Source organism: Streptomyces sp. Pv4-95, assembly GCF_045782725.1.
Classification (GTDB): domain Bacteria; phylum Actinomycetota; class Actinomycetes; order Streptomycetales; family Streptomycetaceae; genus Streptomyces.
In genome coordinates this window covers 424,350-448,126 of record NZ_CP127172.1, presented here as the reverse complement: position 1 = coordinate 448,126, position 23,777 = coordinate 424,350, and the positions used below count along the sequence as shown (strand labels likewise).

Below are 23,777 nucleotides of genomic sequence, written 5' to 3'. Positions count from 1 at the left end.
TCACATCACTCCCAGCAGCGGGGGCAGTTCGGCGACCGACGTGAGCACATGCGTGGCGCCGGCGGCCTCCAACTGTGCGGTGTCATGCGCGCCGGTGAGTACGCCGGCGACGACCGAGGCACCGGCCCGCCGGCCGGAGAGCATGTCGTAGGAGGTGTCTCCGGCGACCGCGATCCGCAGGACCGAATCGGTGGCGTGGGTGCGCAGCAGCGCGGTGAGGACCATGTCGGGGTAGGGGCGGCCGCGACCGCCCGCGTCGGCAGGGCACAGGGTGAGCGGGACGAGGCCCTGCCAGCCGAGGGCGTCGAGGATGGCGTCCTGGGTGACCCGGGCGAAGCCGGTCGACAGGACGACGGTGCGGCCGGCTGCCTGCAGCGCCTCGATCGCCTCGCGGGCGCCGGGGACGGGCGCGATACTGCCGCCGTCGACCAGCTCGCCGTAGGCCGTCTCGAAAGCCGAGTTGGCGCGCTGGGCGGCCGCCTCGTCGCCGAAGAGGTGACGGAAGACGGAGATCTTGGACTCGCCCATGGTGGCCCGTACGTACCCGAGCTTCTCTGCGTGGTCGGGGCTGCCCGGTACGACGCCCAGGCTGCGGGCGGCGGCCTCGAAGGCCCGCTCGACCAGGCCGTCGTCGGCGACCGTGGTGCCGGCCATGTCGAGGACGATCAGTTCGACGGCATGCGGGTCCGCGGCGTTGTGCGGATCCTGGCCGTGGTGGGTGTGCCTCAATTTCCTCACCAGCCCAGTTCGTTCGCGGTGGTTTCGGCGATCGCGGGTGAGCAGGTCATACCGCGCCCGCCGGGCCCGGTGACCAGCCACACGCCGTCACGGACCTGTTGGCGGTGCACGACCCGGCCGGTGTCGGTGCACTGCGCGTAGACCCCGGCCCAGCGGTGGCGGACGCGGGGCAGGGTGCGGCCCAGGATCGACTCGACGACGCCGGTCAGGTGCTCGTAGGGCTCCTCGACGGTGTCGAAGGCGAAGGGCGTCTCGTATTCGTGGGTGTCGCCGATGGTCAGGCCACCGTCGGCGCGCTGGACCATCAGCAGCTGCATCTTGTGCTCGGCGGCGGTCGGCGCCTGCGCCTGCCCGGCGTTGAGCGCGTCCAGGGCGTCACTGCGGTACGCCGGGTAGTAGCGGAAGCTGTCGGCGTCGGCGACGGAAGTGGTCAGGGGCTCGCCGAGCGGGTCGGTCTGCATCATCTGCAGCCGTACGCGGCGCACCGGCAGGTCGGGGATCAGTTCCCGGACCAGGCCGCCCAGCCAGGCGCCGGTGCACAGGATGACGGCATCACCGTGGTGGGTCTCGCCGCAGTCGTCGCGTACGGCGCGTTCGCCGACCACGTCGCGGACCTCCCGGTCGCCGAGGTAGGTGTACCGACCCGACTCCAACAGGGCGTTCTTGAGGGCGAGTTGGGCCACGCGGGGTTCGACCGCGGCATCCCGCTCGCACCACAGGGCGCCGGCGAACTCGCCGCGCAGGGCGGGGTTGAGGGCGCGGGTGGCGTCGGCGTCCAGTAGCTGGTAGCCGCGGGCACCGGCGTCGGGGAGGCGGGTGGCGGCCTCGGCGACCGCCCGCTCGATCTCGTTCCTGACGACCGTGAGGGAGCCGATCGCCCGGAAGCCGATTCCGGGGACGCGGGCGCCGATGTGTTCCCACAGCTCGCGGGCGCGCAGCGCGGTGGCCAGTTCCTCACCGCCCGCCCGGCCGCTGACCCAGATCTGTCCGAAGTTACGGACCGAGGCGCCGCGGGCCTCGGCCTCCCGCTCGATATGCAGGACCTCGTGGCCCCGCTCCACTGCATGCCAGGCGTGCAGGGTTCCCAGCACGCCGGCTCCGACAACTATGACTCGCATGCCCCAGACGGTCGCGGCGGTGGGTGACCCGCAGGGGGCTGCCCCACGACGCGACGGTGAACAGGCCCGCAAGCTTGGCCTAGACCCGTTATCATTCCGTGACCTTCCGAGGGAGTGCCGCCTGTGGATTCGTCGGCTTGCCGCCGGTTTCTGCGGGGTCATGGCCGACGGGCCCCGTCCAGCGGGTCTTGTGCGGCGGGGGAGCGGCGTAGGTGGGCGCGCCCCTCCACCGGGCCGGTCCGGACGCATCCCGGCCGTCGGACGCACCCCGGCTGTCCGGCCCCTGCCCCGCGTGCGAACGCTGCCCAGCCGTCCGAACCCCGACCTGCGGCAGTCCGGACCTGCCCCTCAGTCGGCGGCCGGCGTCCCGAGGTGGGTCGTGAAGGAGAACCGGTCCCCCCGATAGAGCGAGCGGACCCGCTCCAGGGGCCGGCCCCTGGTGTCCCGCGACAGTCGGTGGATCAGCAGCATCGGCAGCGCGGCAGGGGTGCCGATCAGCAGCGCCTCGCGCGGCGTGGCGAGGACGGTCTCCAGCCGTTCGTCGGCGTCGCCGAAGCCGATGCCCAGCCGCTCGCGGAGATAGGCGTAGAAGGACGAGTCGGGAGCGAAATCGGTGTCCAGGTCCGGGACCCGGCCGACCGCGACATAGGTGCTCTCCAGGGCGACCCGCTCGTCGTCGGCGAGCAACACCCGCTCCAGGTGCCACACGGGGTCGCCCGACGCCAGCCCCAGATCGCCGGCGAGCGCCGGGGGGCACGGGAAACGGTCGAGGCCGACCAGGTGCCGGCTGGGCCTGCGCCCCTGACCGCGCACTCCCTCGGTGTAGCTCGCGAGGGACAGCGGCTGCTCCAACTTGGGACCCGCGACGACGGTGCCGCGCCCCAGCCGCCGCAGCCGACCCTCCAGGATCAGTTCACGCAGTGCCTGACGCAGGGTCTCGCGGGAGATCTCGAAGCGGAGCGCCAGGTCGCGCTCGGTGGGCAGCACCTCGCCCTCGCCCAACTCCTCCAGCAGCGCGGCGATTTCGACCTTGGCCGCGTAGTACTTGGGAATACGTCCGTGCTCGGGGATGCCGGACCGGATGGGTGCGCCAGGATCCTGGCCGTACGGGAACTCCACGCCATGATCCTCGCACTGGGGCCGGGCGTGCCGAGGGCCGGGCAGGCAGATGTCCTCAACCGGTGCGGACGCCGAGGGTGCACTGCCGGTCGGCAGTGCATCGCAGCGGCGGCGGACATCTACGGCCGCGTGGGCCATTCGGGTGGCGCGTGGCGGTGGCCCGCGGTGCCGCCCTCCCGGCGCAGGAGCCCGTGCCGCCCGCCGAAGTGTCCCCGGATGCCGGACAAGCGCAGAATGAAGAGAACCGCTCTGCCGTCCGGAGGGCGGACCGGCCACGATGCGGTGCGTGCGGAGGATCGGTGCCAGCAGATCGACCGAGCGACGCTCATGCCGGTGCCTCGCTCCGGTCGGAGCCGGGCTCGCTGCTGGAACATGTGGCGGTAGCCGTCTTCGGCATCGATGACGAGGACCGGATCTGCTACTGGGGCCCGGGCGCCCAGGACCTCTTCGGCCACCGGGCCCAGGACGTGCTGGCGAAGCCCGGTGGCGTGCTCTTCGCCGAGCCCTCCGCCGACGAGCCCGACACCTGCTCCCGTATGGCCGCACGCGGACGGGCCCTGGGGTACTGGCGCGGCCGCCTGCTCGCCCGGCACCAGGACGGGACGGACTTCGACTGCGGATTCCGGGTCTTCCCGGTGACCGGCGTCGAAGGCCGTTCGGTGGTCATGGCGCTGTCGAGCCGCGGCGACGAGCTGGACAGGGTGAAGACCAACCTCGTCTTCCTCGACGCACTCTTCGAGCGCTGCCCCATCGGCCTCGTCATGCTCGACGAGAATCTGCGCTACCTCCACCTCAACCAGGCCCTCGCTGACATGAACGGGCTCCCCATCGCGGAGCACATCGGCCGCCGCCTGACCGAGATCATGATCACCTCGGAGGGCGGCGAATACGAGCGCATGCTGCGCACCGTCGTCGCCGAGGGCCGGACCGTGGTGGGAGCGCGGGTGGGGATGCGCACTCTCGGCCACCCGGACCGGGATCTGGTGCTGTCCGTGAGCTTCTTTCCGCTCACCCAGGCGGTCGGCACCCGCCAGGGAGTGGGCGGGCTGCTGGTGGACGTGACCGACCGGGAGCAGGCGATCGTGGAGGCGACCGCCACCCGTCAGCGGCTGGCCCTGCTGGACCGGGCCTCCGCCCGGATCGGCACCACCCTGGACGTGGTGACCACGGCGCAGGAGCTGGTCGATGCCACCGTTCCGGACTTCGCGGACGGAGCCGTCGTGGAGCTCGTGGACTGGCTCGACGAGCGGGAGGCGTTCGACCCGGCGCTGCCGGTGATGACCCGCCGGATCGCCTCCGGGACCGTCCTGCCCGCACCCGCGACGGAACTGGTGAGCGGCATGGACGTCGTGCACTATCCACCGGGCTCGGCCGTCCACCAGATGCTGCGGACCGGCCGCCCGACCGTCGTCCCGGTGAACGAGGATTTCATCGCCCGCACCATGCTGGACGAACACCGGGCCCGGCTGATGACCGACAGCGGTCTGGCCTGTCTTCTTCTCGCCCCGCTCATCGCGCGGGGGACGGTCCAGGGGATCGCCATGTTCGGCCGGTCCGCGGCACGGGCGACGTTCACCGAGCCGGACCTCTCCCTGGCCGGCGAACTCGCCTCGCGTGCGGCGCTGTGCCTGGACAACGCGCGTCTCTACAGCCGCGAGAGGGATATCGCACTCACCCTCCAGCGGGCGCTGCTGCCCAGCTCGCTGGGGGCCAGCCCGCATCTGCGTGTCGCGCACCGCTACCTGCCGGGCGGCCGGGTCACGGATGTCGGCGGTGACTGGTACGACGTGATCGCCCTGCCGGACGATCAGGTCGGCCTGATCGTCGGCGACGTCATGGGGCACGGTGTCTCGGCCGCCGCGTCGATGGGCAGACTGCGGATCACCGCCAAGGCGCTGGCTCGGCACCACCACGCACCGGACGAGCTGGTCGCCGAACTCGACCTGTGCGCCCAGGAGGCGGGCATCGAACTCGCCACCTGCCTCTACATCAGCTATGACCCCGCCAGCGGACGGGCCAGGATGGCCGGCGCCGGGCACCCGCCGCCTCTCGTCCTCCAGCCGGACGGCCGGACCGACGTCATCGACGAGGTGCTGGGGGTACCGCTCGGCGTCGGCGGCTCGCCGTTCCGGACCATCGACGCCCAACTGCCCGACGGCGCCACCCTCGTGCTGTACACCGACGGCCTCATCGAGACACGCGACCGCGACATCGACGTCGGCCTCCAGGCGCTCCGTACGGAACTGGCCCGCGTCCCGGACTCGTTGGAGGCCGCGGCGGACCAGATCCTCGAACGCCTCGTGCCGAGCTCCCCGGCCGACGACACCGTCCTGCTTCTTGCCCGGGTGCACCGAAGCCGGCAGTGATGGCCGGTGGCCGGCAGCCCTCCGCCCGGCCGCTCGCTCAAAAACGGCTCGCTGCCGACCGTCAGCCGAGCCGCTCCAGCTGCACCGCCGCCACGGCGCCTCGATGTCCCGGCTCGCGATCTACGCACTGCCCTTCATCGGGGCGTGGCCGGTCGTCCTCGGCATCTCCTACGCCTTCGACCTGCCGCTCGGACCGGGCGCCGGCATCAGGATGCCGTGACCCGGGCGAGCCCGGCAGGGCCTCCGGGCAGGGGAGCAGGGCCGGGCCCACGACCTTAGGCTGGGGGCGTTCCGCCTCATCGCACTCCCGGAGACCACCATGGACACCACGTCACTGCCCTCGCTCCTGGAGGAGCACCCGGTCGTCGCCAGTGTGAAGGACGAGGAGGGCCTCGAAGCCGTCCTGCGCTCGGAGTGCAAGATCGTCTTCCTGCTCCACGGGTCGGTGCTCGACCTGCCCTCGATCGTGCAGCGGTTGAAGGACGACGGCCGGATCGTCCTCGTGAACGTGGACCTCATCGAGGGCTTCGCCGGCAAGGAGGTCGTCGTGCGGTACGTCAAGGAGAAGACGGCCGCCGACGGCATCCTCAGCTCGAAGGCGTTCATGGTCCGTGCGGCCCGGGAACTCGGCCTCTTCGCGGTGCACCGCTTCTTCCTCATCGACTCGCTCTCGTACCACAACCTCGCGGCGCAGGTACGGAAGTCGAACGCGGACTGCGTGGAGATCCTGCCCGGCTGTATGCCGCGGGTCATCTCCTGGGTCGTGGCCGACATCGACGTGCCGCTCATCGCGGGCGGCCTCGTCTGCGACCGGGACGATGTGTTCGCGGCGCTGAAGGCGGGCGCCGCCGCCATCGCCTCGTCCAACAGGGAAGTATGGAAGATGTGACGCGCGGCGCCGGGGGTTGACATCGGCGACACGGCCCATTTACTTTTGCGGGGCAGCCTTGGAGAAGGGCCGCGACAAACGAATATCGGCTTCCGGAGCAGCGGAGATTTTCCGTGCGCTCCGGGGCAGTTACTAGAGACCAGAGAACAGTAACTCCTCCCCTCGGAGGATTACTGTTCTTTTTTTGTGCCTTTTTTCGGGCACGTCCTCCTGCCCGGCTTTTCCACGACGAGGTGGTTAGCGTGACATCGAACCCACAGATCGCTCCTACCGGTGAGCCGGTCGTCCGATGACCAGGTCACAGAGGTGGGTCAGCTTTTTGATCCTGTCGATGACCGGCGGAATCATCTTTCAGGTCGCCTACATCCGGTTTGTTTTCCTCGGGCCGACCGCACGGGCTCTCGACCTTTCGGCGCAGGACTACGGAAACATCGTGTCGGTCTTCGGCATCGTCGCGATGGTGATGTATTTCTTCGGCGGCTGGTTCGCCGACAAATTCTCGCCCAAGGCGCTGATTGTGGTTGCGCTGGCCGGTACGGGAGTCGCGGACCTGTACCTGGGTACCGTCCCCGGGTACTGGGGAACCCTGGCCGCGCATCTGCTGATGGCCGTCATGGGAATGGGCCTTTACTGGGCCGCTCTGGTGAAAGCCATCGGAATGCTGGGTGATTCCTCGGAGCAGGGCCGCTTGTTCGGTTTCCTGGAGGGCGTGCGTGGTGTCACCTCAACAATCATCGGCTTCGCCGGAACGGCCATCGTCGCCGCCTCCGTGGCCGAGGCGGCGGGTGTGCTGTGGCTGATCAGGATCTACGGCCTCCTCTGCTTCGTCTTCGCGGCGCTGGTGTGGCTGTTCGTGAAGGGCGACGAGGAGCGCCTGGCCGCCCTCGGGTCGAGCACCGTCACCCTCAGGCAGCTGTGGCTCGCCGCGAAGAACAAGTACACGTGGCTGATCGGCGGCACGGTCATGCTGATGTACTGCTTCTACACGACCCTCGGCTACTTCTCCCCACTGCTGGAGAACCGGTACGGGATGGCGGCCGCGCTCATCGGAGTCATCGGCGTCGTACGCACCTACGTCTTCCAGTTCGTGGCCGGACCGGCCGGCGGCATGGTCGTCGACAAGGTCACCAAGTCCTCGCCCCGCTTCCTGCGCTGGATGTTCGCCGGCAGCGCGGTCGTCGCCCTGGTCTTCCTCGTCCTGCCGCGCAGTTCCGCCTTCAAGTGGGTGGCACTGGCGTTGATGTTCGCACTGTGCCTGTGCGTGTTCGCCAGCCGCGGCGTGTACTGGGCACAGGTCGGCGAGGTCGAGGTGCCCGAGAACGAGCGGGGCGGCGTGATCGGTCTCGCCTCCGGGCTCGCGTACCTGCCCGACGCCTTCCTGCCGGCTCTGTGCGCCTGGTGGATCGGCGACCCGTCGGCCACGCCTGTGGTGCCCGAGCACGGCGGCGGCTACACCACGCTGTTCGCCTTCCTCCTCGCCATGGCGCTGTTCGGCCTGCTCCTCACCACCCTGACCGACCGCACACGGCGGCGGGAGCGGGCCGCCCGCACGCACACCGAGACCCCGTCACCCGAGCCGGTGCCGACGGGCTCCTGACGCACCGCGCCTCCCGTCCGCAACGCCCCGCCCGGCCCACCTCGCAGCACATCCAGAAAGAGCGAACTCCGCATGGACATCACCGAGTTCAACCGCGACTTCTTCTCCCTCGACGGCAAGAACGCCATCGTCACCGGCGGCAACACCGGCCTCGGCCAGGCGTTCTCGCTGGCACTCGCCAAGGCGGGCGCGAACGTCTTCGTCCCGTCGGCCACCGCCGACGACGGCACCACACAGAAGCTGATCGAGGCCGAGGGGCGCCGTATGGAGTTCCTGGCGGCCGACCTGACCCGGCCGGGTGTGCCGCGACAGATCGTCGAGGGCTGCGCCGAAGCGTTCGGCTCGGTCGACATCGTGGTGAACTCGGCGGGCATCTCGAAGCTGGCCGAGGTGGAGCAGTTCGGCCGCGCCGAGTGGGATCCGATGGTCAGCGTGAACCTCACGGCCCCCTTCGAGCTGAGCCACGAGGCGATCCGGTTCATGATTCCGCAGCGCTCCGGCAAGATCATCAACGTCGCGTCGATGTTCTCGTTCCTGGGTGGCCAGTGGTCGCCCGCCTACGCGGCCACCAAGCACGGCATCGCGGGCTTCACCAAGGCGTACTGCGATGAGCTCGCCCAGCACAACATCCAGGTCAACGCGATCGCCCCGGGCTACTTCGCCACGAAGATCACCGAGGCGACGCGGGCCGATCCGCAGACCAATCAGCGCGTGCTGGACCACATCCCGGCCGGCCGCTGGGGCGACGTGGCCGACCTGATGGGGGCCACCGTCTTTCTCGCCTCCCGCGCATCGGACTACGTCAACGGCCACGTGCTCCCCGTCGACGGGGGCTACCTGGTCCGCTGAGCCCGCCACCGTACGCCTGCACATCCATCCAGTTACGCCCCCCCAGAACTCCACGAGGTAGATCCCGATGGCCCAGTCGCTCTCCAAGCTCACCCGCGAAGACATCGTCGCCCGTCTGACGGACGTGGTCCCCGCCGAGCGGGTGGTGACGGACGCGGAGCAGCTCAAGCACGCCAGCGTCGACCGGTTCAAGAAGTACCAGTCCGTGCACGACATCTTCGACGGCCCGCTCCCGGCCGCGATCGTCAACGCCCGCTCCACCGAGGAGATCGCGAAGGTCCTGGCCTTCGCCAACGAGCACAAGATCAACGTCGTCGCCCGCACCGGCCGGACCGGCACCGAGGGCGGCCTGGAGACGGCCGTCGAGGACACCCTCGTCCTGGACGGGTCCGGCCTCGACGAGATCATCACGATCGACGCCGAGAACATGCAGGCCACCGTCCAGTGCGGCGTCCCGCTCCAGGTCCTTGAGGACGCACTGCGCGAACAGGGTCTGACCACCGGCCACTCGCCCCAGTCCAAGCCGCTGGCCCAGTACGGCGGCCTGGTCTCCACCCGTTCCATCGGCCAGTTCTCCACGCTCTACGGCGCGATCGAGGACATGGTCGTCGGTCTGGAAGCGGTCTTCCCCGACGGCACCGTCACGCGTATCAAGAACGTGCCGCGCCGTGCGGCCGGCCCGGACATCCGGCACATCGTCATCGGCAACGAGGGCGCCCTGTGCTACATCACCGAGGTCACCGTCAAGGTCTTCAAGTACCAGCCGGAGAACAACGAGTTCCACGGATTCCTCGTCGACGACATCGAGACCGGCATCAAGGTCATCCGTGAGGTCGTCACCAACGGCTTCAAGCCCTCCGTCGTACGCGTCTACTCGCCCGAGGACGCCCGCCAGCACTTCGCGCACTTCTACGACGGCAAGGTCGTCGTGGTCTTCGTCGCCGAGGGCCCGCAGGGCATCGTGCGCGCCACCAGCGAGGAGATCGAGTGCGTCGTCGGCCGGTACCCGCATGACAAGGTCGACCCGAAGCTCATCGAGAACTGGTTCGACAACCTCAACTGGGGCGTCGACAAGATCGAGGCAGAGAAGCAGGTCATGCTCGAACAGGCCGAACTCGGCTACACCACCGAGGTCTCGGTCGACTGGTCGCGCACGGTCGAGCTGTACGAGAACGTCATCCGCCGCATCCGTACGGAGTTCCCCGCGGCCGACGACCTGGTGATGCTCGGCGCCCACTCCTCGCACAGCTATCAGACGGGCACCAACCTGTACTTCGTCTACGACTACAAGATCAACTGTGACCCGCGGGACGAGATCAACAAGTACCACGTCCCGCTGAACGCGATCATCGTCGAGGAAGCGCTCAAGGTCGGCGGTTCCATGGTCCACCACCACGGCATCGGCAAGTACCGCGCTCCCTGGACGACGCAGGAACACGGCAGCGCCTACCCGATCCTCGCCAAGCTCAAGGAGACCTTCGACCCCAACGGGATCATGAACAAGGGCACGATCTTCCCGATCGACGCCTGAATCCGAGCCGCGGCGCTCGCCACCACCCGTCGGCACGGCCCCGGTTGAGACTCGCAGCCGGGGCCCCGCCCGCGCCCCTATCCTCCCTCCACCACCGTCCCGGACGCCGCCGTCCGGGCCCCGCACCCCGGAGTGGGCATGACCAGCACCCGTCCCCGCTACTTCATCGGCATCGACAACGGCTCCCAGTCCTCCAAGGTGACCGTCTTCGACGAACACGGCCATGCCGTCAGCGAGGGACGCGCCGCCTTGCGCCCCTACGCCACCCCGCGCCCCGGGGTCGTGGAACACCCGGAGGACGACCTGTGGACGTCGATCGGCCGGGCAAGCCGGCAAGCGATGGAGGCGTTCGGCGGGGACACGGCGGACATCATGGGCGTGGGCCTGTGCACCATCCGGTTCTGCCGAGCGGTGCTGAAGTCGGACGGCACCCTCGCCCAGCCCGTCATGAGCTGGATGGACGAGCGGGTGTCCATGCCGTACGTCCACACCGACCCCGACGCCGCGTACGTGACCACCTCATCCGGCTACATCAGCCACCGGCTGACCGGCAACTGCCGTGACACGGCAGCCAATTACGCGGGGTTGTGGCCCCTGGACTCCGACACCTGGCAGTGGACCGACGACGACTCCGAGCCGGCCAAGTCCGGAATTCCGCGGCGCATGCTCTTCGATCTCGTACTGCCCGGAGAGCCCCTGGGTCAGGTCACCGAGGCCGCCGCCGCTCACACCGGCATCCCGGCCGGTGTCCCCGTCGTCGCCACCGCCAACGACAAGGCGGTCGAAGCGCTCGGTTGCGGCCTGCGCACCCCCGAAACCCTGCTCGTGTCACTGGGCACCTACGTCGCGGGCATGGCCACCGGCCCGCGCAACATCAAGCACGCCACCGACTTCTGGTCCAACTACGCGTCCACACCCCACGCATACCTCTACGAGTCGCACGGCGTGCGCCGCGGCATGTGGACGGTCAGCTGGTACCGCGATCTGCTGGGCGAGGAGGCCGTCGTCCACGCCCGGGAAGCGGGCCTCTCGGTGGAGGAATACTTCAACACCGAGGCGGCGAAGGTCCCGCCGGGCTCCGACGGCCTCATGACAGTCCTCGACTGGCTCGCCCCCACCGAAGCCCCGTTCCGCAAGGGCACCATCCTCGGCTTCGACGGACGCCAGGGGCGCTTCCACATCTACCGCTCGATCCTCGAAGCGCTCGCCATGACCATCCATGACTCCGCCACCCGCATGGCCGGCGAACTCGGCATCGAGTACGGCGAAGTGATCGTCTCGGGCGGGGGATCCCATTCCGACCTCATGATGCAGATCCACGCCGACGTCCACGGCATCCCGACCCGACGCGCGGAAGCCACCAGCGCGGCCGGGCTGGGCGCGGCGATCTGCGCCGCGGTAGGACTCGGCGTGTACCCCGACTTCGACCAGGCCCTGGAATCGATGGTCCGCCCCGGCAAGACCTTCCTGCCGAACCAGGAGAACCATTCGCTCTACCGGCGTATGGAGGAGGTATACCGGGACGTTCGCGGCCACACGGATGCGATCTACCGCCGCACGTACGAACGCTGACGGCCCGCCGGTCGCCGGCCCTTCGTCGGGACACGGGCCATGGCCTGAGCCGGAGTTGGGTGGAAGGGGCGAGCCGGAGCCCGCTCCTTCCCCCGCCGCCTCGGATCTCCGGGTGGCCGCTGTCAGTTGGAGGTCAGTCCGCCGTCCACGGCCAGTGCCGTTCCTGTGGTGAACGAGGCGCGGTCGCTGCACAGCCACAGGGCGGCCTGGGCGATTTCGACAGGGTCGGCCATGCGCTTCTGCATTTGGCGACTCACGAAGAACTCCTCCAACTCGGGCCGCGCCTCGACCACGTTATTGATCATGTCGGTGCGCGTGGTGCCGACGACGAGCGTATTGATGCGGATGTTGTGCGCGGCGTACTCGGCCGCGGCCGCTCTGGTCATACCGAGCACCGCGTGCTTCGCGGCGACGTAGGGCACGGGGGCTCCGGTGGCCACCATGGCAGCGGTGCTGGACGTGTTGACGACCGCGCCGCCGCCCGCTTCGAGCATGACGGGGATCTGGGAGCGCAGACAGTTCCAGGTGCCGCGTACGTTGACGTCCATCGTGCGGTCGAAGAGGGCCTGGTCGAGCTCATGCATCGGCGACATGTCTTCTCCGACGAAGCCGGCGTTGTTGAACGCCGCGTCCAGAGCGCCGAAATGCTCACGTGTCGCGTCCACGGCACGCTGCACGTCCTCGGCTACCGATACATCCCCCGCACTGATGGCCGCCCGGCCGCCCGAGTCCGCGATTTCCCGGGCGAGTTGCTCCAGTGCGTCCGCGCGGCGGGCCATCAGCAGGACCGCCGCCCCCTCGGCGGCGAACAGGCGGGCAGCCGCCGCGCCGATCCCGCTCGACGCACCCGTGATCATTACGGCCTTGCCGGCCAGCATTCCATTCGTGTCGGTCATGCTGTGAGTAAAGCTCCGAAGAGCCCGGATCGCACCCTCAATGATCATGAGATTCTCCGCAGTGGAGACGAACCGAGACGACGCGGCAGCGAACTTCGCGAACCTCATCGAGAAGCCCACCGCCTGCGGATGATGGGCACGGGCCGCATCTCCCGCCTACGCGAGGCCCGGCCGCACCCGGAACCGGGGTCTGACTCACGTGAGCCACCGTGACCCGGCTCCCCGTACCCATCGCTTTTGAGTCAGTCCCCGAAGGCCGGGCCGTCCGGCACGCCGGGCGTGCCGGCGACGTCAGCCGGTCCCGCAGGGCGGGGTGCCGCAGCAGTTCTCCCTTCCGTCGGCGGAAGGGGTGACGCCGAGCAGGGGAGTGATGCCCGCGTGCAGATGCTCGCGCAGTGTGTCCTCGGAAGCGGCATCGAGCGCGGGAGTGCGGAACGCTTTGCACAGCAGGCTGGTCCCGAGCAGCCATGCGGCCAGCAACTCCGCCCGCACCTGCGCGTCGGGCCCCTTCAGGCGTGCCGCGAAGCGTTCGGTGAACACCTCGGTGACCTCGTCGCGGAAGCGGTCGACCGCCTCCCCGCGGCTCGACGACCGCAGTACGGACAGCACGGGGTGCGGAACGTCGTCGTCCTTGGGGCTGTGGGTGACGAAGTTGCAGATCCAGGCGGGAACGTCCTCCAGAGGGATCTCCAACAGCGGGTCGAACAGCGCGATGTTGGTGGACACCAGCCGGAACAAGGCGTCCTTGGAACCGAAGTAGCGGTAGACGAGCGCGGCGTCCACGCCCGCGTCCCGGGCGATGTCCCGAACACTGGCGCCGTCGTACCCGTACCTGCCGAACCGCACAGCCGCCGCCTCCAGGAGGGCGGATCGTGTGCCGGCCGCGCTGGATTCGCGGGCTCGTGGGGGTTGCATGGCGGTCTCTTCCTGTTCTGTTGACGCGTTCACCTGTCGTACCTCTGCTCGGTTGTGGTCCAACGGCTCATGGTCCTGCGTGTGGACGCTGTCCGGAAGTCATCGCTCGTTGTCATCGATCGTTGACCGACTCTCGGACCGGTGCCTTATGTTCGTTGAAGCGGGCGGCCGTTCGAATGGTCGCCCGGGTGAATCTCGGTCCTGACGACCATGTCGGGCCGAATCCGTCGACGCCGGGGCGGCTCTGCGTCACGACGCCACAGCATCGGGGACCGACGCCCGCCGGCCCTCGCACCACCCCCACCGCAGGAATGGTGATCTCCAGTGCCCGCACGACGCATCGCCGTCATCGGAACCGGCTATGTCGGACTGACCACCGGCGCCTGTCTGGCGTCCCTCGGCCACCACGTCGTCTGTGCGGACTCCGACCCGCACAAGGTCGGCCGGCTCCGGCTGGCCCAGGTCGACATCCTGGAACCCGGGCTGCCCGAACTCGTCGCGGAAGGGCTGGAATCGGGAAGGCTGCGTTTCGTCCAGGACACCGCGAGAGCGGTCGCGGACGCGGACACCGTCTTCCTGTGCCTGCCGACGCCCATGGGAGCCGGAGGCGCGGCGGACCTGGCCGCCGTGGAGTCCGTCGCCGCCGAGATCCACGCCGTCCTGCCGCGCGGCTGCGCGGTGGTCAACAAGTCCACGGTGCCCGTCGGCACCGCCGAGCGTGTCGCGGAGCTGCTCGGCCGTCCGGACACGACGGTCGTCAGCAACCCCGAGTTCCTGCGCGAAGGCCGCGCCGTTCACGACTTCCTGCACCCCGACCGCATCGTGGTCGGGGCGGACGACCCGGACGCCGCACAGCGTGTCGCCGCGCTCTACGCGGCGCTCGACTCGCCGGTGGTCCTCACCGACACCGCCAGCGCCGAACTCGCCAAGTACGCGGCGAACTTCTTCCTGGCCATGAAGCTGTCCTTCGCCAACAACCTGGCCACCTTGTGCGAGCGCTTCGACGCCGACATCGAAGCCGTCACTCTCGGCATCGGCCACGACCCCCGCATCGGCAGCGCGTTCCTCCAGCCAGGGCCCGGCTGGGGCGGCTCCTGCCTGCCCAAGGACACCCACGCGCTGTTGACCGTCTGCGATCAGGCGGGCGTGGAATTCCCGCTGCTGCGGGCCACCATCGAGACCAACATCGAGCACCAGCGGCACCTCGTCGAGCGGGTCGCTGCCGGCTGCGCCGGTCCGGACGGTTCGCTGCGCGGCGTGCGCCTCGCCCTGCTGGGGCTCGCCTTCAAGGCGGGCACCTCCGACCTGCGCGACTCCCCGGCCCTGGCCATAGCCCGTCAACTGCGCGAAAGAGGCGCCGAGTTGTTCGCCTATGACCCGGCGCTCAGTGAGACCCGGCCGGATCTCAGTGACCTGCTCACGCTCGTCGACGACCCGGCCGATGCCGCTGCGGGGGCGGCCGGATGCGTCGTCCTGACCGAGTGGCCCCAGTTCCACGACCTGGACTGGAGCGCCATCGCCCGCCGGCTGCACAGCCCCGTCGTCTACGACTTCCGAAACCTCCTCGACCCCGGCCGGCTCGCGGCCGCCGGACTGGCCTGGCAGGGCATCGGCCGGACACTCAGCATGGCCGGCTGACCCGCCGTACCCCTGCGCCGCGACACCTCCTGCTACCAGACCGAAGAGAAAGGCCCCTTCATGCGGGTTCTGTGCACCACCCTCGGCAGCCCCTCTCACGGGCGCGCTCAACTTCCTGTCCTCCGGGCGCTGGCCTCCGCCGGCCATGATGTCCTTGTCGCGACCACTCCGAGCCTGGCAGCCGTGTTCCAGCACGACGACGTCCGCGTCCTCCGCTGCTTGCCGGACTTCACGCCCAGCACCTTCGGGACCGCCATGGTCGAGATCATCGAGCGCACGGATCTCGACCACGAGCAGCGTCAGGACCTGATGATGCGTCTGCTGGCCGAGACCATATCCGGCCCGATCGCCAGGAAGCTGCTGGATATCCTCCTCCCCGTGGCCGAGGACTTCCGGCCCGGCCTCGTACTGCGGGACGGAATGGACCTCGCCACCGTGCTGATGGCCGAGAAGCTCGGCATTCCCCAGCTGCCGACCCCGTCCGGCGCCAGCAACACCGTCGACCCCGGTCACACCCTTGAGGGCCTCAACAAGCTGCGCGCGGAACTCTCCCTGCCCACCGTCGACGACCCCCTTGCCATCGCCGCTCACGGACGCATCGACTACGTCCCCCCGGCCTACTCCTACGCCCACTACCTGCCCGGCTCGCTGGCTTACCGGCAGACGGTCAACGTGGACCGCTCCTCCGTCCTGCCGCAGTGGGTGGCCGAGCTGCCGACCGATCGGCCCCTGGTCTTCGCGGCGATGGGCACCGCGCTGCCCGAGATGCACAAGCGGATGGGGGACGGCGGCCCGCCGGCCAAGATGCCCGCCCACGCTCCCGATCCGACCGAGACACTGAAGACGATCATCGAGGCGGCGGCCGCGCTCGACGAGTGCACCGTCCTCGTCGCGACCGCCGGTTTGCCGGTCGACGACAGCGCCCTGCCCCCGCACGTCCACCTCACGGACCGGCTGCCACAGCCCATCCTGCTGGAAGCCGTCGACGTCTTCCTCACCCACGGGGGCTTCAACAGTGTGCGCGAGTCGCTGCGTACCGCCACCCCGACGGCCGTGCTGCCGCAGTTCGGCGACCAGTTCCTGAACGCCCGCCGGACCCAGGCGCTGGGCCTCGGCCGGGAGATCACCGACCGTTCCCCTGAGGGCATCGCCGCAGTGTGCCGCGACGTGCTCGCCGATAGCGCCGTTCAGGCGCGGCTGCGCCGGGCGCGGCTGGCGATGCTTGCGCTGCCCGAGGTCGAGAGCGCCGTCACCGATCTGGAGAAGCTGGTGGGCTGACCGACGCCCTCCGATCCCCGGGCCGGACGTCATCGCGTCCGGCCCCGGGGGAGGGCGCGGGGCCGGACCTCAGTTTCTTCGGCCGGCCGGCTCCGCGTCGCCCAAGACGCACCCGACACCGCGATCAGGCAGTGGTGGTAAGCGCTGTCGCCACTCGTTCCACAGGCCCGGACGAGCCGGCGCTCCCGCCCCAGAAACCCAAGGACCTCACGTGACGTCATCCGACGCGCTCGCACGCGAGCCCGCGGACACCCCACCCGCCGACTCCGGCCGCGCGGTCCGGCTCACGCACCGGCAGATCACCGTGGTGCTGTCCGGTCTGATGCTCGGCATGTTCCTCGGGGCGCTCGACCAGACAGTGGTCTCCTCGGCGCTCCGCACCATCGCCGACGACCTGCACGGCCTGACCGCGCAGGCATGGGTGACCACCGCGTACCTGGTCACCGGCACGATTGCCACACCGCTGTACGGCAAGCTGTCCGACATCTTCGGGCGCCGCATCATCTACCTCGTCGCGATCGTCCTCTTCGCGGCGGGTTCGCTGCTGTGCGGCTTCGCCGGATCCATCCACCAGCTGGCCGCCTTCCGGGCAGTGCAGGGGCTGGGCGGCGGCGGTCTGATGTCACTGGCCATGACGATCATCGCCGACATCACCTCACCCCGTGAACGCGGTCGCTACCAGGGCTGGTTCATGGCCGTATTCGCCGGCTCCAGCATCGTGGGCCCGGTGATCGGCGGGGTGTTCGCGGGCCACGACACGCTCCTGGGCACCGACGGCTGGCGATGGATCTTCCTGGTCAACGTGCCCATGGCGGCCGTTGCCCTCACCGTCATCATGCGGGTGCTGCGCCGAGTCCCGCACCAGCCCGTGCGGCGCCGCCTCGACTACGGCGGTGCCGCCGCGCTCGCCATTGGCGTCGTACCGCTGCTGACCGTCGCCGAACAGGGCCGCAGCTGGGGCTGGTCCTCGCCGCCCGCGCTGACCCTGTACGCCGTCGGCGCTGTCGGACTCATCGCCTTCCTCCTGATCGAGCGCCGGATGGAGGAGGCCGCGCTGCTTCCGCTCCGCCTGTTCCGCACCCGCTCGTTCCGGCTCGGCACAGTGCTGCACTTCATCGTCGGCATCGGCATGTTCGGCACCATGACGACGCTGCCGCTCTACCTCCAACTCGTACAGGGGATGAGTCCCATGACCGCGGGACTCGCCATGCTGCCCACCATGGCGGCGAACGTCGCGGTCACGTTGGTCGTCGGCCGCCTCATATCCCGTACCGGGACCTTCAAGGTCCATCTGGTGACCGGCGTCGTCTGCATCACTCTCGCCATGCTGGCGTACGCCACTCTGCGCGCCGACAGCCCCCTGTGGCACGTCTCCATCGGCATGCTCTTCATGGGCGCGGGGCTCGGCGCGTCGATGCAGACCATGACCACGCTGGCCCAGTCGGAGATTCCCGGCCGCGACATGGGCGCCGCCACCGCCTCGGTGAACTTCTTCCGATCCAACGGCGGGACCGTCGGCGCCGCCGCGTTCCTCTCCCTCCTCTTCTCCCTCGCCGGCTCGCGCATCAGCGATCGCCTGGCCACCCTGTTCCAGCAACCGCAGCTGCGTGACCTCGCAGAACAGCCCCACAACGCGGCGGCGTTGAGGGGGGTGCTGGGCCCGGGCGACACCGTGAACCTGGAGGACTCCGCGTTCCTCCACTCCCTCGATGCCCGTCTCGCGCGGCCCTTCCTGGAGGGCTATGTGAGCGCCATGCAGGTCGTCTTCCTCGCCGGCGCGGCCGTCACCCTGGTCGCGGTCGTGATCGCCGCCTGGCGCGTACCGAACCTCAAGCTCTCGGACGGCTGAAGGCCACCGGCCCGTCAGAAAGGACTCAGCAGGGGACGGCCCACCGGCAAGCCCGGGGCACGTCCTGGCCGACCCGAAGGAAGTGAATTCTGCCTGTTCAAGGCCCGCCTCGACCAACTCTGATGCTCATCGGTCACGCCTCGACACCAGGGACCCAGGGGCTGCCGCGAAGTCCGCTGTGACAAGCAGTCCGGTGCGCGGGCAGGTCGTGATCGTGAGGTAATTGAGGTCTACGGCTGCGTGAGGGACGGTTCCGTACGTGCGAGAGCCCCCCACCGGCGCGCGGTGCGGGGTTCTCGCCCAGGAAGTGCCACGGTCGCTACGAGTCCGTGGAATCCGGGGAGTTGAGGGCAATCGCTCCGGCCGGGCAGAGGCCGGCGGCCATCCTGGCGGCGGTCCGGTGCTCGGGGGCCGGTGTGGGGTGCAGGAGCACCACCAGACCTTGCTCGTCGTCCTGGTCGAAGACCTCGGGTGCCGTCAGGGCGCACATGCCGGCGCCGGCGCAGCGGTCACGGTCGACGCCGATCCGCAGTGGCTCTCGTGGGTCGCTCATGGCGCTACTCCTTGTCCCAGGTGACGGGCAGGCTGACCACGCCGTAGATATTGGTGCGGTCGCGCAGTGGCACCTCCTGCGGCGGCACCGCGAGGCGCAGGGTGGGGAAGCGGGCGAAGAGCGCCGGGAACGCGACGGTCATCTCGACGCGGGCGAGCTGCTGGCCCAGGCACTGGTGGGCACCGTGGCCGAAGGCCATGTGACCGGTGGCCTTGCGGCGGATGTCGAGCCGGCCGGGGTCGGGGAACCTGTGCGGGTCGCGGTTGGTGGCCTGCACGGAAATGGTCACCGTCTCGCCCGCCCTGATGAGTTGGCCTTCGACCTCGATGTCCTCCAGTGCCGACCGCAGCAGCGGGTCGGCCACGCTGAGGTAGCGCAGCAGCTCTTCCACGGTCTGCCCGGCGAGCTCCGGGTCGGCACGCAGAGCGTCCAGCTGGTCGGGGTTGCTGAGCAGGGCGAAGGTGCCGAGGGCCAGCATGTTCGCGGTGGTGTCGAGCCCGGCGGCGAGCAGCAGCCCGCCGATTCCGGCGAGCTCCTCGTCGGTGAGGTCGGACGTGGTCAGATCGCTGAGCAGATCGTCGGTGGGCTCGGCACGCTTGGCGAGGACGAGTTCGCCCACGTACTGGAGCAGCCCCGCGTAGGCCCCACCCTTCGCCTCGACGTCCGCCGTCTGGTCGAAGAGGGTCACCACCTGGCTCTGGAAGCGTTTCCGGTCGGCGTACGGCACGCCCAGCAGTTCGCAGATCATGAGCGCGGGGACGGGCTGCGCGAACGCCTCCACCAGATCGACCGTGGGCCCGGCCTGCTCCATGGCGTCCAGGCACTCGGTGGTGAACTGCTCGACGCGCTCGGAGAGTTGACGCATACGGCGGACGGTGAACTTCCCGGTGAGCAGGCGTCGGTAGCGGGTGTGCTCGGGGGCGTCGAGGCCGATGATGTCGCCGACCGGCGCCGGTAGCAACTCGCCGGGCACACCCTCCATCGGCATCGGCAGATGCAGGAGTTCGTAGCGTGAGCTGATGCGAGGGTCGGCCAGGAGGGCGCGGGCGGTGGCGTGGCCGGTGACGAGCCAGCCCAGGTGCCCGTCGGCGTAGCGCATGCGGCGCAGCGGCTTGTCGCTCAAGGCGGTGAGTTCGGCGGGCGGGTCGAAGGGGCAGCCGGTGCGACGGTCGGTGGGCAGGGTGGGCGGCTCATCGGCGGTTGCGGAGTCGGTGGTGGCGCCGGCGGGCATCGGGTCGTGCAACATCGGGTCCTCCTGCGGTCGTGGGGCGAGGTGTAGCAGGTGTGTTGCGATGAAGTGGCGTGAGACGAGGGGTGGTTATCGCTTGACGCCGGCCTTGAAGGTGCGGCGGGCCCACACGTAGCCGACCAGGGAGAGCGCCACACACCAGGCGAGGCCGATGACCGCGCTGGAGCCGATCTCGGTGCCGAGCCACAGGCCGCGCAGGGTCTCGATGATCGGGGTGAAGGGCTGGTACTCGGCGAACCAGCGCAGGCCGGTGGGCATGGAATCCGTCGGCACGATGGCGCTGCCGACGAACGGCAGGAACGTCAGCGGCATCGGGATGTTGCTGGCGGTCTCCACGTTCTTGGCGATCAGACCGATGCCCGCGGAGAGCCAGGTGAGCGCGAGCGTGAGCAGGGTGAGCAGGCCGACGGCGGCGATCCACTCGACGGGCGTCGCATTGGGGCGGAAGCCCATCAGGAGGGCGATGCCGATGACGAGCGTGATGCTGGTCATCGTCTGGATCACGCTGCCGACGACATGGCCGGTCAGGAACGAGGCCCGGGAGATCGGCATCGTTCGGAAGCGGTTGACGATGCCCTCGGTCTTGTCGACGCACACACTGATCGCGGTGGTCAGGGCGCCGGAGGTGGCGGCCATCAGGATGATGCCGGGTGCCAGGTAGTCGATGTAGTCGCCGCTGCCGGTGGGCAGCCCGCTGATGCCGGTGCCCAGGGCGCTGCCGAACACGTAGTTGAACAGCAGCAGCATCACCACGGGCATCGCGACGACGGTGACCGTCAGGGACGGGTAGCGCAGCGCCTTCTTGAGATTGCGCCGCAGCATCGTTCTGGAGTCCCTGGCGGCGTAGGACACGGTGGCCATCAGGCGTTCTCCTCGGTCGATGCGACGGTGTCGGCGGGGCGGGGCTGACCGGTGAGGGTCAGGAAGACGTCATCGAGGTCGGGGGTGTGCACGGTGAGCGACTCGGCCCGGACGACGGTGGACTCCAGGGCGTCGAGGACGGCCCGCAGGTTGGGGATGGAGCCGTCGCTGGGGATCTGCAGGGTGAGGGAGTCCTCGTCGCGCGTGGCGATGCCGAAGAACCCCGCGGCGGTGTCCAGGCCCTGGGCGTCGGCGAACCGGACCCGGATGTGGCCGCCGGGGATGCGCTGCTTCAGCTCGTCGGCAGTGCCCTCGGCGATCAGCCTGCCGTGGTCCAACACGGCGATGCGGTCGGCGAGTTGGTCGGCCTCTTCGAGGTACTGGGTGGTCAGGAAGATGGTCACCCCGTCGTCGGCGACCAGACCGCGGATGATCTCCCACATGGTGCGCCGGCTGCGCGGGTCGAGTCCTGTGGTGGGCTCGTCGAGGAAGATGATCCGTGGGTCTCCGACCAGGGTCATCGCCAGGTCGAGCTTGCGCCGCATGCCGCCGGAGAAGGTGACGGCGGTCTTGCCCGCCACCTCGGACAGGTCGAAGCGGCGCAGGAGGTCCTTGGTCCGGCGCTTGCCTTCGCGACGGTCGAGGTGGTGCAGGTCCGCCATGAGGAGCAGGTTCTCCTCGGCGGTCAGCAGATTGTCGACGGCCGAGAACTGGCCGGTGACGCCGATCGCGGAGCGCACCGCGTCGGCGTCCCGCGTCAGATGGCTGCCCGCGACCCAGGCATCGCCCGCGTCGGCGTCGATGAGCGTGGAGAGGATCTCGACCGTGGTGGTCTTGCCTGCGCCGTTCGGCCCGAGCAGGGCGAAGACGGTGCCTTCGGCGATGCTGAGGTCGATGCCGTCGAGCACGAGCTTGTCGCCGTAGGACTTACGCAGCCCGGTGGCGGTGATCGCCGATGCCGATGCGTTCGCGGCGGTCGGCGCCGACGTCTGGGTGACAGTCATGCCGCTTTCCTTTCGCGGGTGGGTGGTTGGGGACGCACGGTGTCAGGCGCGGCGGATGATGATGTCGCCGACCGCGGTTCGCGCGTGCACCTCGACGGTCTCGTCGGAGTCCGCGGGCCCGGCGGCGGAGCCGAGGGCGTTGCGGACCGTGCCGTACTTGGTGTTCACGTCGAGCCAGGCCGCGGTGCCCTCGTGGATGCCCACTTCGAGGTCGCCGACGGAGGTGCGCAGATCGATACGGCCGCGGGTCACATCGCCCACGTGGATACGGCCGTTGGAGGACATCGCGTCGACGCCGGCGTGGGCGACGGCGACCTCGATCCGGCCGTTGGCGGACTTGGCGCCGACGTTGCCGTGCGCGATGCCCACGGAGATGTCGCCGTTGGCCGCGTTGGTCTTCAGGCCGCCGGTGACCTCGCCGATGTCGGTCGAGCCGTTGCCGTTCTTGACGGTCGCCGCGCCGACGACCGTGCCGATCTCGACCCGGCCCGAGCCGATGACCTCGACGTCCCCGGTCGCGTGGGCCAGGCGGATGTCGCCGTGATCGGTCTTGAGGTCGGCGCCCGCGGCCTCGTCCACCTGGAGGTCGCCGAGCGAGGTCTTGAGGGTGACCTTCCCGAGGCTGCCCTCGCAGAAGAAGCTGCCCATGGCCGAGGTGCCCCGGACATCCGATCCCGCGGGCAGTTCGACGCTCACCTCGATGGCGCCGGGTTTGCCGAACAGGGACCGCTTCTTGGGCGTCTTGACGGTGAGTCGCCCGCCTGCGCAGGTGACCTGGGTCTGCTGCACGGCGCGTACGTCGTTGTCGTCGGATCCGTCGCGCGGGAGCACCTCCACGACCGTGTCGGTGCGCTTGCCCGCCGTGATGCGGGCGGTGCCGACCTCCAACTCGAAGGTGGCGGCGATGGGCTCGGGGGTCTCGAAAGTAGGCATGGCTGTCCCGTCCTCATGGCTTGGGTGGTTGATCCCGCCGGTGAGGCGGGTGATGAGTTACGTCGGCCGGATCGGCGATCCGCCGGTGAAAGGGGGTGGTTCGGCGCCGGTGGTCCTAGGGTGTGTCCGCAAAGTCCCGCCTGGCCCGCGACGCCTGGCACGAGCGCTCGCTGCGTTGTCGGGATCGCCCACGTAGACCCACTACGAGGGCGACCCTCCGCCTTGCGATCGCACGCACCGGACGCCCCGGACCCCGCCCTACGGGCGGACAGCTGGACCCTGCGGACACGCCCTAGCGGACCCAGCCGGTGAAGCCCCGGCTCCCCGAGTTGCTGCTGCGGCCCGGCGAGCTTGTGTGCTCGCCGCCGTCAAGGGCGGTGGACACGGCCCGCACCAGCCAGGCGTTGACCGAAAGGCCCTCCGCGGCCGCGGCGTTCTCGGCGCGGCCCTTGAGGTGGGCGGGGAGGCGGAAGTTGATCCGCGCCATGGCGCCGTCGTCGGCGTCCGCGGGCGGTGGCGGCGCGGGTGCGGCGGGGGCGTTGGCCGGCGCCTGCGTCTCCGGGAACGGCTCGGGTGCGGGCGGCGACGTCACCACGAACTCGGGGTCGAGCCCACGCAGCCGGACGTCGACCGAACCGGGCGCCAGTTCCCGGGTGACCTCGCCCATGGCTGCGGAGAGCGCGTTGAGCAAGGTGAGCCGGGTGGCGGACTCCAGGGGAGCGGTGAGCCGTTCGGCCAGGGCGCGGGCTTCGTCACCGCCGGCGTCCGCCGCGACTGCGAGTTCTTGTCGGAGGTTGTCGACGTAGGGCGTGAGGTCCATGA

20 protein-coding genes are annotated in these 23,777 nt (G+C 69.7%); 9 read left to right on the top strand and 11 right to left on the bottom strand.

Going from position 1 to position 23,777, the window contains the following annotated elements; translation table 11 throughout:
* The 3 genes from QOM21_RS02110 to QOM21_RS02100 all read right to left on the bottom strand — a co-directional run bounded on the left by QOM21_RS02110 (position 1) and on the right by QOM21_RS02100 (position 2,975).
* Complete coding sequence (locus QOM21_RS02110) at positions 1 to 729, bottom strand: phosphonatase-like hydrolase (RefSeq protein WP_407555559.1); 729 nt, start codon at positions 727 to 729, stop codon at positions 1 to 3.
* 5 nt (positions 730 to 734) lie between these two features.
* Positions 735 to 1,856, bottom strand: a complete 1,122-nt coding sequence (locus QOM21_RS02105) for a TIGR03364 family FAD-dependent oxidoreductase (protein ID WP_407547773.1) — start codon at positions 1,854 to 1,856, stop codon at positions 735 to 737.
* Positions 1,857 to 2,204: 348 nt separating this feature from the next.
* A complete protein-coding gene (locus QOM21_RS02100) occupies positions 2,205 to 2,975 on the bottom strand; it encodes a GntR family transcriptional regulator (protein ID WP_407547772.1) in 771 nt (256 codons plus the stop codon).
* A gap of 299 nt (positions 2,976 to 3,274) precedes the next feature.
* Here QOM21_RS02100 and QOM21_RS02095 point away from each other — a divergent pair, with 299 nt between their 5' ends.
* The 6 genes from QOM21_RS02095 (at position 3,275) to QOM21_RS02070 (ending at position 11,779) form a co-directional block, all read left to right on the top strand.
* Positions 3,275 to 5,341: a SpoIIE family protein phosphatase gene (locus QOM21_RS02095; RefSeq protein WP_407547771.1), complete on the top strand. Its 2,067-nt coding sequence runs from the start codon at positions 3,275 to 3,277 to the stop codon at positions 5,339 to 5,341.
* 319 nt (positions 5,342 to 5,660) lie between these two features.
* Positions 5,661 to 6,230, top strand: a complete 570-nt coding sequence (locus QOM21_RS02090) for a glycerol-3-phosphate responsive antiterminator (RefSeq protein ID WP_407547770.1) — start codon at positions 5,661 to 5,663, stop codon at positions 6,228 to 6,230.
* Between the two features lie 331 nt (positions 6,231 to 6,561).
* Positions 6,562 to 7,827 carry a nitrate/nitrite transporter gene (locus QOM21_RS02085; RefSeq protein WP_407547769.1) on the top strand — a complete coding sequence of 422 codons (1,266 nt, stop codon included), beginning with the start codon at positions 6,562 to 6,564 and terminating at the stop codon, positions 7,825 to 7,827.
* A 72-nt stretch (positions 7,828 to 7,899) separates the two neighbouring features.
* Positions 7,900 to 8,676: an SDR family NAD(P)-dependent oxidoreductase gene (locus QOM21_RS02080; RefSeq protein ID WP_407547768.1), complete on the top strand. Its 777-nt coding sequence runs from the start codon at positions 7,900 to 7,902 to the stop codon at positions 8,674 to 8,676.
* 67 nt (positions 8,677 to 8,743) lie between these two features.
* Positions 8,744 to 10,207, top strand: a complete 1,464-nt coding sequence (locus QOM21_RS02075; RefSeq protein WP_407547767.1) for an FAD-binding oxidoreductase — start codon at positions 8,744 to 8,746, stop codon at positions 10,205 to 10,207.
* 138 nt (positions 10,208 to 10,345) lie between these two features.
* Positions 10,346 to 11,779 carry an FGGY-family carbohydrate kinase gene (locus QOM21_RS02070; RefSeq protein WP_407547766.1) on the top strand — a complete coding sequence of 478 codons (1,434 nt, stop codon included), beginning with the start codon at positions 10,346 to 10,348 and terminating at the stop codon, positions 11,777 to 11,779.
* A gap of 122 nt (positions 11,780 to 11,901) precedes the next feature.
* On the opposite strand, the gene QOM21_RS02065 is transcribed toward QOM21_RS02070, so the two are convergent.
* The gene (locus QOM21_RS02065; protein ID WP_407555558.1) at positions 11,902 to 12,675 is read right to left on the bottom strand and encodes an SDR family NAD(P)-dependent oxidoreductase; all 774 of its coding nucleotides are present in this window, start codon (positions 12,673 to 12,675) and stop codon (positions 11,902 to 11,904) included.
* 291 nt (positions 12,676 to 12,966) lie between these two features.
* Positions 12,967 to 13,590, bottom strand: coding sequence for a TetR/AcrR family transcriptional regulator (locus tag QOM21_RS02060; RefSeq protein ID WP_407547765.1), 624 nt, complete (start codon positions 13,588 to 13,590; stop codon positions 12,967 to 12,969).
* A gap of 324 nt (positions 13,591 to 13,914) precedes the next feature.
* Between QOM21_RS02060 and QOM21_RS02055 the strand changes: the two genes are divergently transcribed.
* The 3 genes from QOM21_RS02055 to QOM21_RS02045 all read left to right on the top strand — a co-directional run bounded on the left by QOM21_RS02055 (position 13,915) and on the right by QOM21_RS02045 (position 18,355).
* A complete protein-coding gene (locus tag QOM21_RS02055) occupies positions 13,915 to 15,228 on the top strand; it encodes a UDP-glucose dehydrogenase family protein (RefSeq protein ID WP_407547764.1) in 1,314 nt (437 codons plus the stop codon).
* A 60-nt stretch (positions 15,229 to 15,288) separates the two neighbouring features.
* Positions 15,289 to 16,506 carry a glycosyltransferase gene (locus tag QOM21_RS02050; RefSeq protein ID WP_407547763.1) on the top strand — a complete coding sequence of 406 codons (1,218 nt, stop codon included), beginning with the start codon at positions 15,289 to 15,291 and terminating at the stop codon, positions 16,504 to 16,506.
* Positions 16,507 to 16,717: 211 nt separating this feature from the next.
* The gene (locus QOM21_RS02045; RefSeq protein ID WP_407547762.1) at positions 16,718 to 18,355 is read left to right on the top strand and encodes an MDR family MFS transporter; all 1,638 of its coding nucleotides are present in this window, start codon (positions 16,718 to 16,720) and stop codon (positions 18,353 to 18,355) included.
* 319 nt (positions 18,356 to 18,674) lie between these two features.
* Here QOM21_RS02045 and QOM21_RS02040 read toward each other — a convergent pair whose 3' ends face one another.
* The 6 genes from QOM21_RS02040 to QOM21_RS02015 all read right to left on the bottom strand — a co-directional run bounded on the left by QOM21_RS02040 (position 18,675) and on the right by QOM21_RS02015 (position 23,775).
* Entirely contained in the window at positions 18,675 to 18,908 is a 234-nt protein-coding gene (locus QOM21_RS02040; protein WP_407547761.1) for a ferredoxin, read from the bottom strand.
* Positions 18,909 to 18,912: 4 nt separating this feature from the next.
* Positions 18,913 to 20,154, bottom strand: coding sequence for a cytochrome P450 (locus QOM21_RS02035; RefSeq protein WP_407547760.1), 1,242 nt, complete (start codon positions 20,152 to 20,154; stop codon positions 18,913 to 18,915).
* Between the two features lie 72 nt (positions 20,155 to 20,226).
* Positions 20,227 to 21,018, bottom strand: coding sequence for an ABC transporter permease (locus tag QOM21_RS02030; RefSeq protein ID WP_407547759.1), 792 nt, complete (start codon positions 21,016 to 21,018; stop codon positions 20,227 to 20,229).
* Entirely contained in the window at positions 21,018 to 22,022 is a 1,005-nt protein-coding gene (locus QOM21_RS02025; RefSeq protein WP_407547758.1) for an ATP-binding cassette domain-containing protein, read from the bottom strand. Before QOM21_RS02025 ends, QOM21_RS02030 begins: the two co-directional genes overlap by 1 nt.
* A 42-nt stretch (positions 22,023 to 22,064) precedes the next feature.
* Positions 22,065 to 22,955 (bottom strand): DUF4097 family beta strand repeat-containing protein, encoded by an 891-nt coding sequence (locus QOM21_RS02020; RefSeq protein WP_407547757.1) that lies wholly within the window; start codon positions 22,953 to 22,955, stop codon positions 22,065 to 22,067.
* Between the two features lie 292 nt (positions 22,956 to 23,247).
* Entirely contained in the window at positions 23,248 to 23,775 is a 528-nt protein-coding gene (locus QOM21_RS02015; RefSeq protein WP_407547756.1) for a hypothetical protein, read from the bottom strand.
* Positions 23,776 to 23,777: the final 2 nt, after the last annotated feature.

Excerpts from the sequence above, each read along its gene's own strand:
- QOM21_RS02050 (WP_407547763.1), top strand. The coding sequence starts at position 15,289 with ATGCGGGTTCTGTGCACCACCCTCGGCAGCCCCTCTCACGGGCGCGCT.
- QOM21_RS02085 (WP_407547769.1), top strand. The coding sequence starts at position 6,562 with ATGACCGGCGGAATCATCTTTCAGGTCGCCTACATCCGGTTTGTTTTC.
- QOM21_RS02020 (WP_407547757.1), bottom strand. The coding sequence starts at position 22,955 with ATGCCTACTTTCGAGACCCCCGAGCCCATCGCCGCCACCTTCGAGTTG.
- QOM21_RS02030 (WP_407547759.1), bottom strand. The coding sequence starts at position 21,018 with ATGGCCACCGTGTCCTACGCCGCCAGGGACTCCAGAACGATGCTGCGG.
- QOM21_RS02025 (WP_407547758.1), bottom strand. The coding sequence starts at position 22,022 with ATGACTGTCACCCAGACGTCGGCGCCGACCGCCGCGAACGCATCGGCA.
- QOM21_RS02070 (WP_407547766.1), top strand. The coding sequence starts at position 10,346 with ATGACCAGCACCCGTCCCCGCTACTTCATCGGCATCGACAACGGCTCC.
- QOM21_RS02090 (WP_407547770.1), top strand. The coding sequence starts at position 5,661 with ATGGACACCACGTCACTGCCCTCGCTCCTGGAGGAGCACCCGGTCGTC.
- QOM21_RS02065 (WP_407555558.1), bottom strand. The coding sequence starts at position 12,675 with ATGACCGACACGAATGGAATGCTGGCCGGCAAGGCCGTAATGATCACG.
- QOM21_RS02035 (WP_407547760.1), bottom strand. The coding sequence starts at position 20,154 with ATGTTGCACGACCCGATGCCCGCCGGCGCCACCACCGACTCCGCAACC.
- QOM21_RS02075 (WP_407547767.1), top strand. The coding sequence starts at position 8,744 with ATGGCCCAGTCGCTCTCCAAGCTCACCCGCGAAGACATCGTCGCCCGT.
- QOM21_RS02080 (WP_407547768.1), top strand. The coding sequence starts at position 7,900 with ATGGACATCACCGAGTTCAACCGCGACTTCTTCTCCCTCGACGGCAAG.
- QOM21_RS02060 (WP_407547765.1), bottom strand. The coding sequence starts at position 13,590 with ATGCAACCCCCACGAGCCCGCGAATCCAGCGCGGCCGGCACACGATCC.
- QOM21_RS02105 (WP_407547773.1), bottom strand. The coding sequence starts at position 1,856 with ATGCGAGTCATAGTTGTCGGAGCCGGCGTGCTGGGAACCCTGCACGCC.
- QOM21_RS02015 (WP_407547756.1), bottom strand. The coding sequence starts at position 23,775 with ATGGACCTCACGCCCTACGTCGACAACCTCCGACAAGAACTCGCAGTC.
- QOM21_RS02040 (WP_407547761.1), bottom strand. The coding sequence starts at position 18,908 with ATGAGCGACCCACGAGAGCCACTGCGGATCGGCGTCGACCGTGACCGC.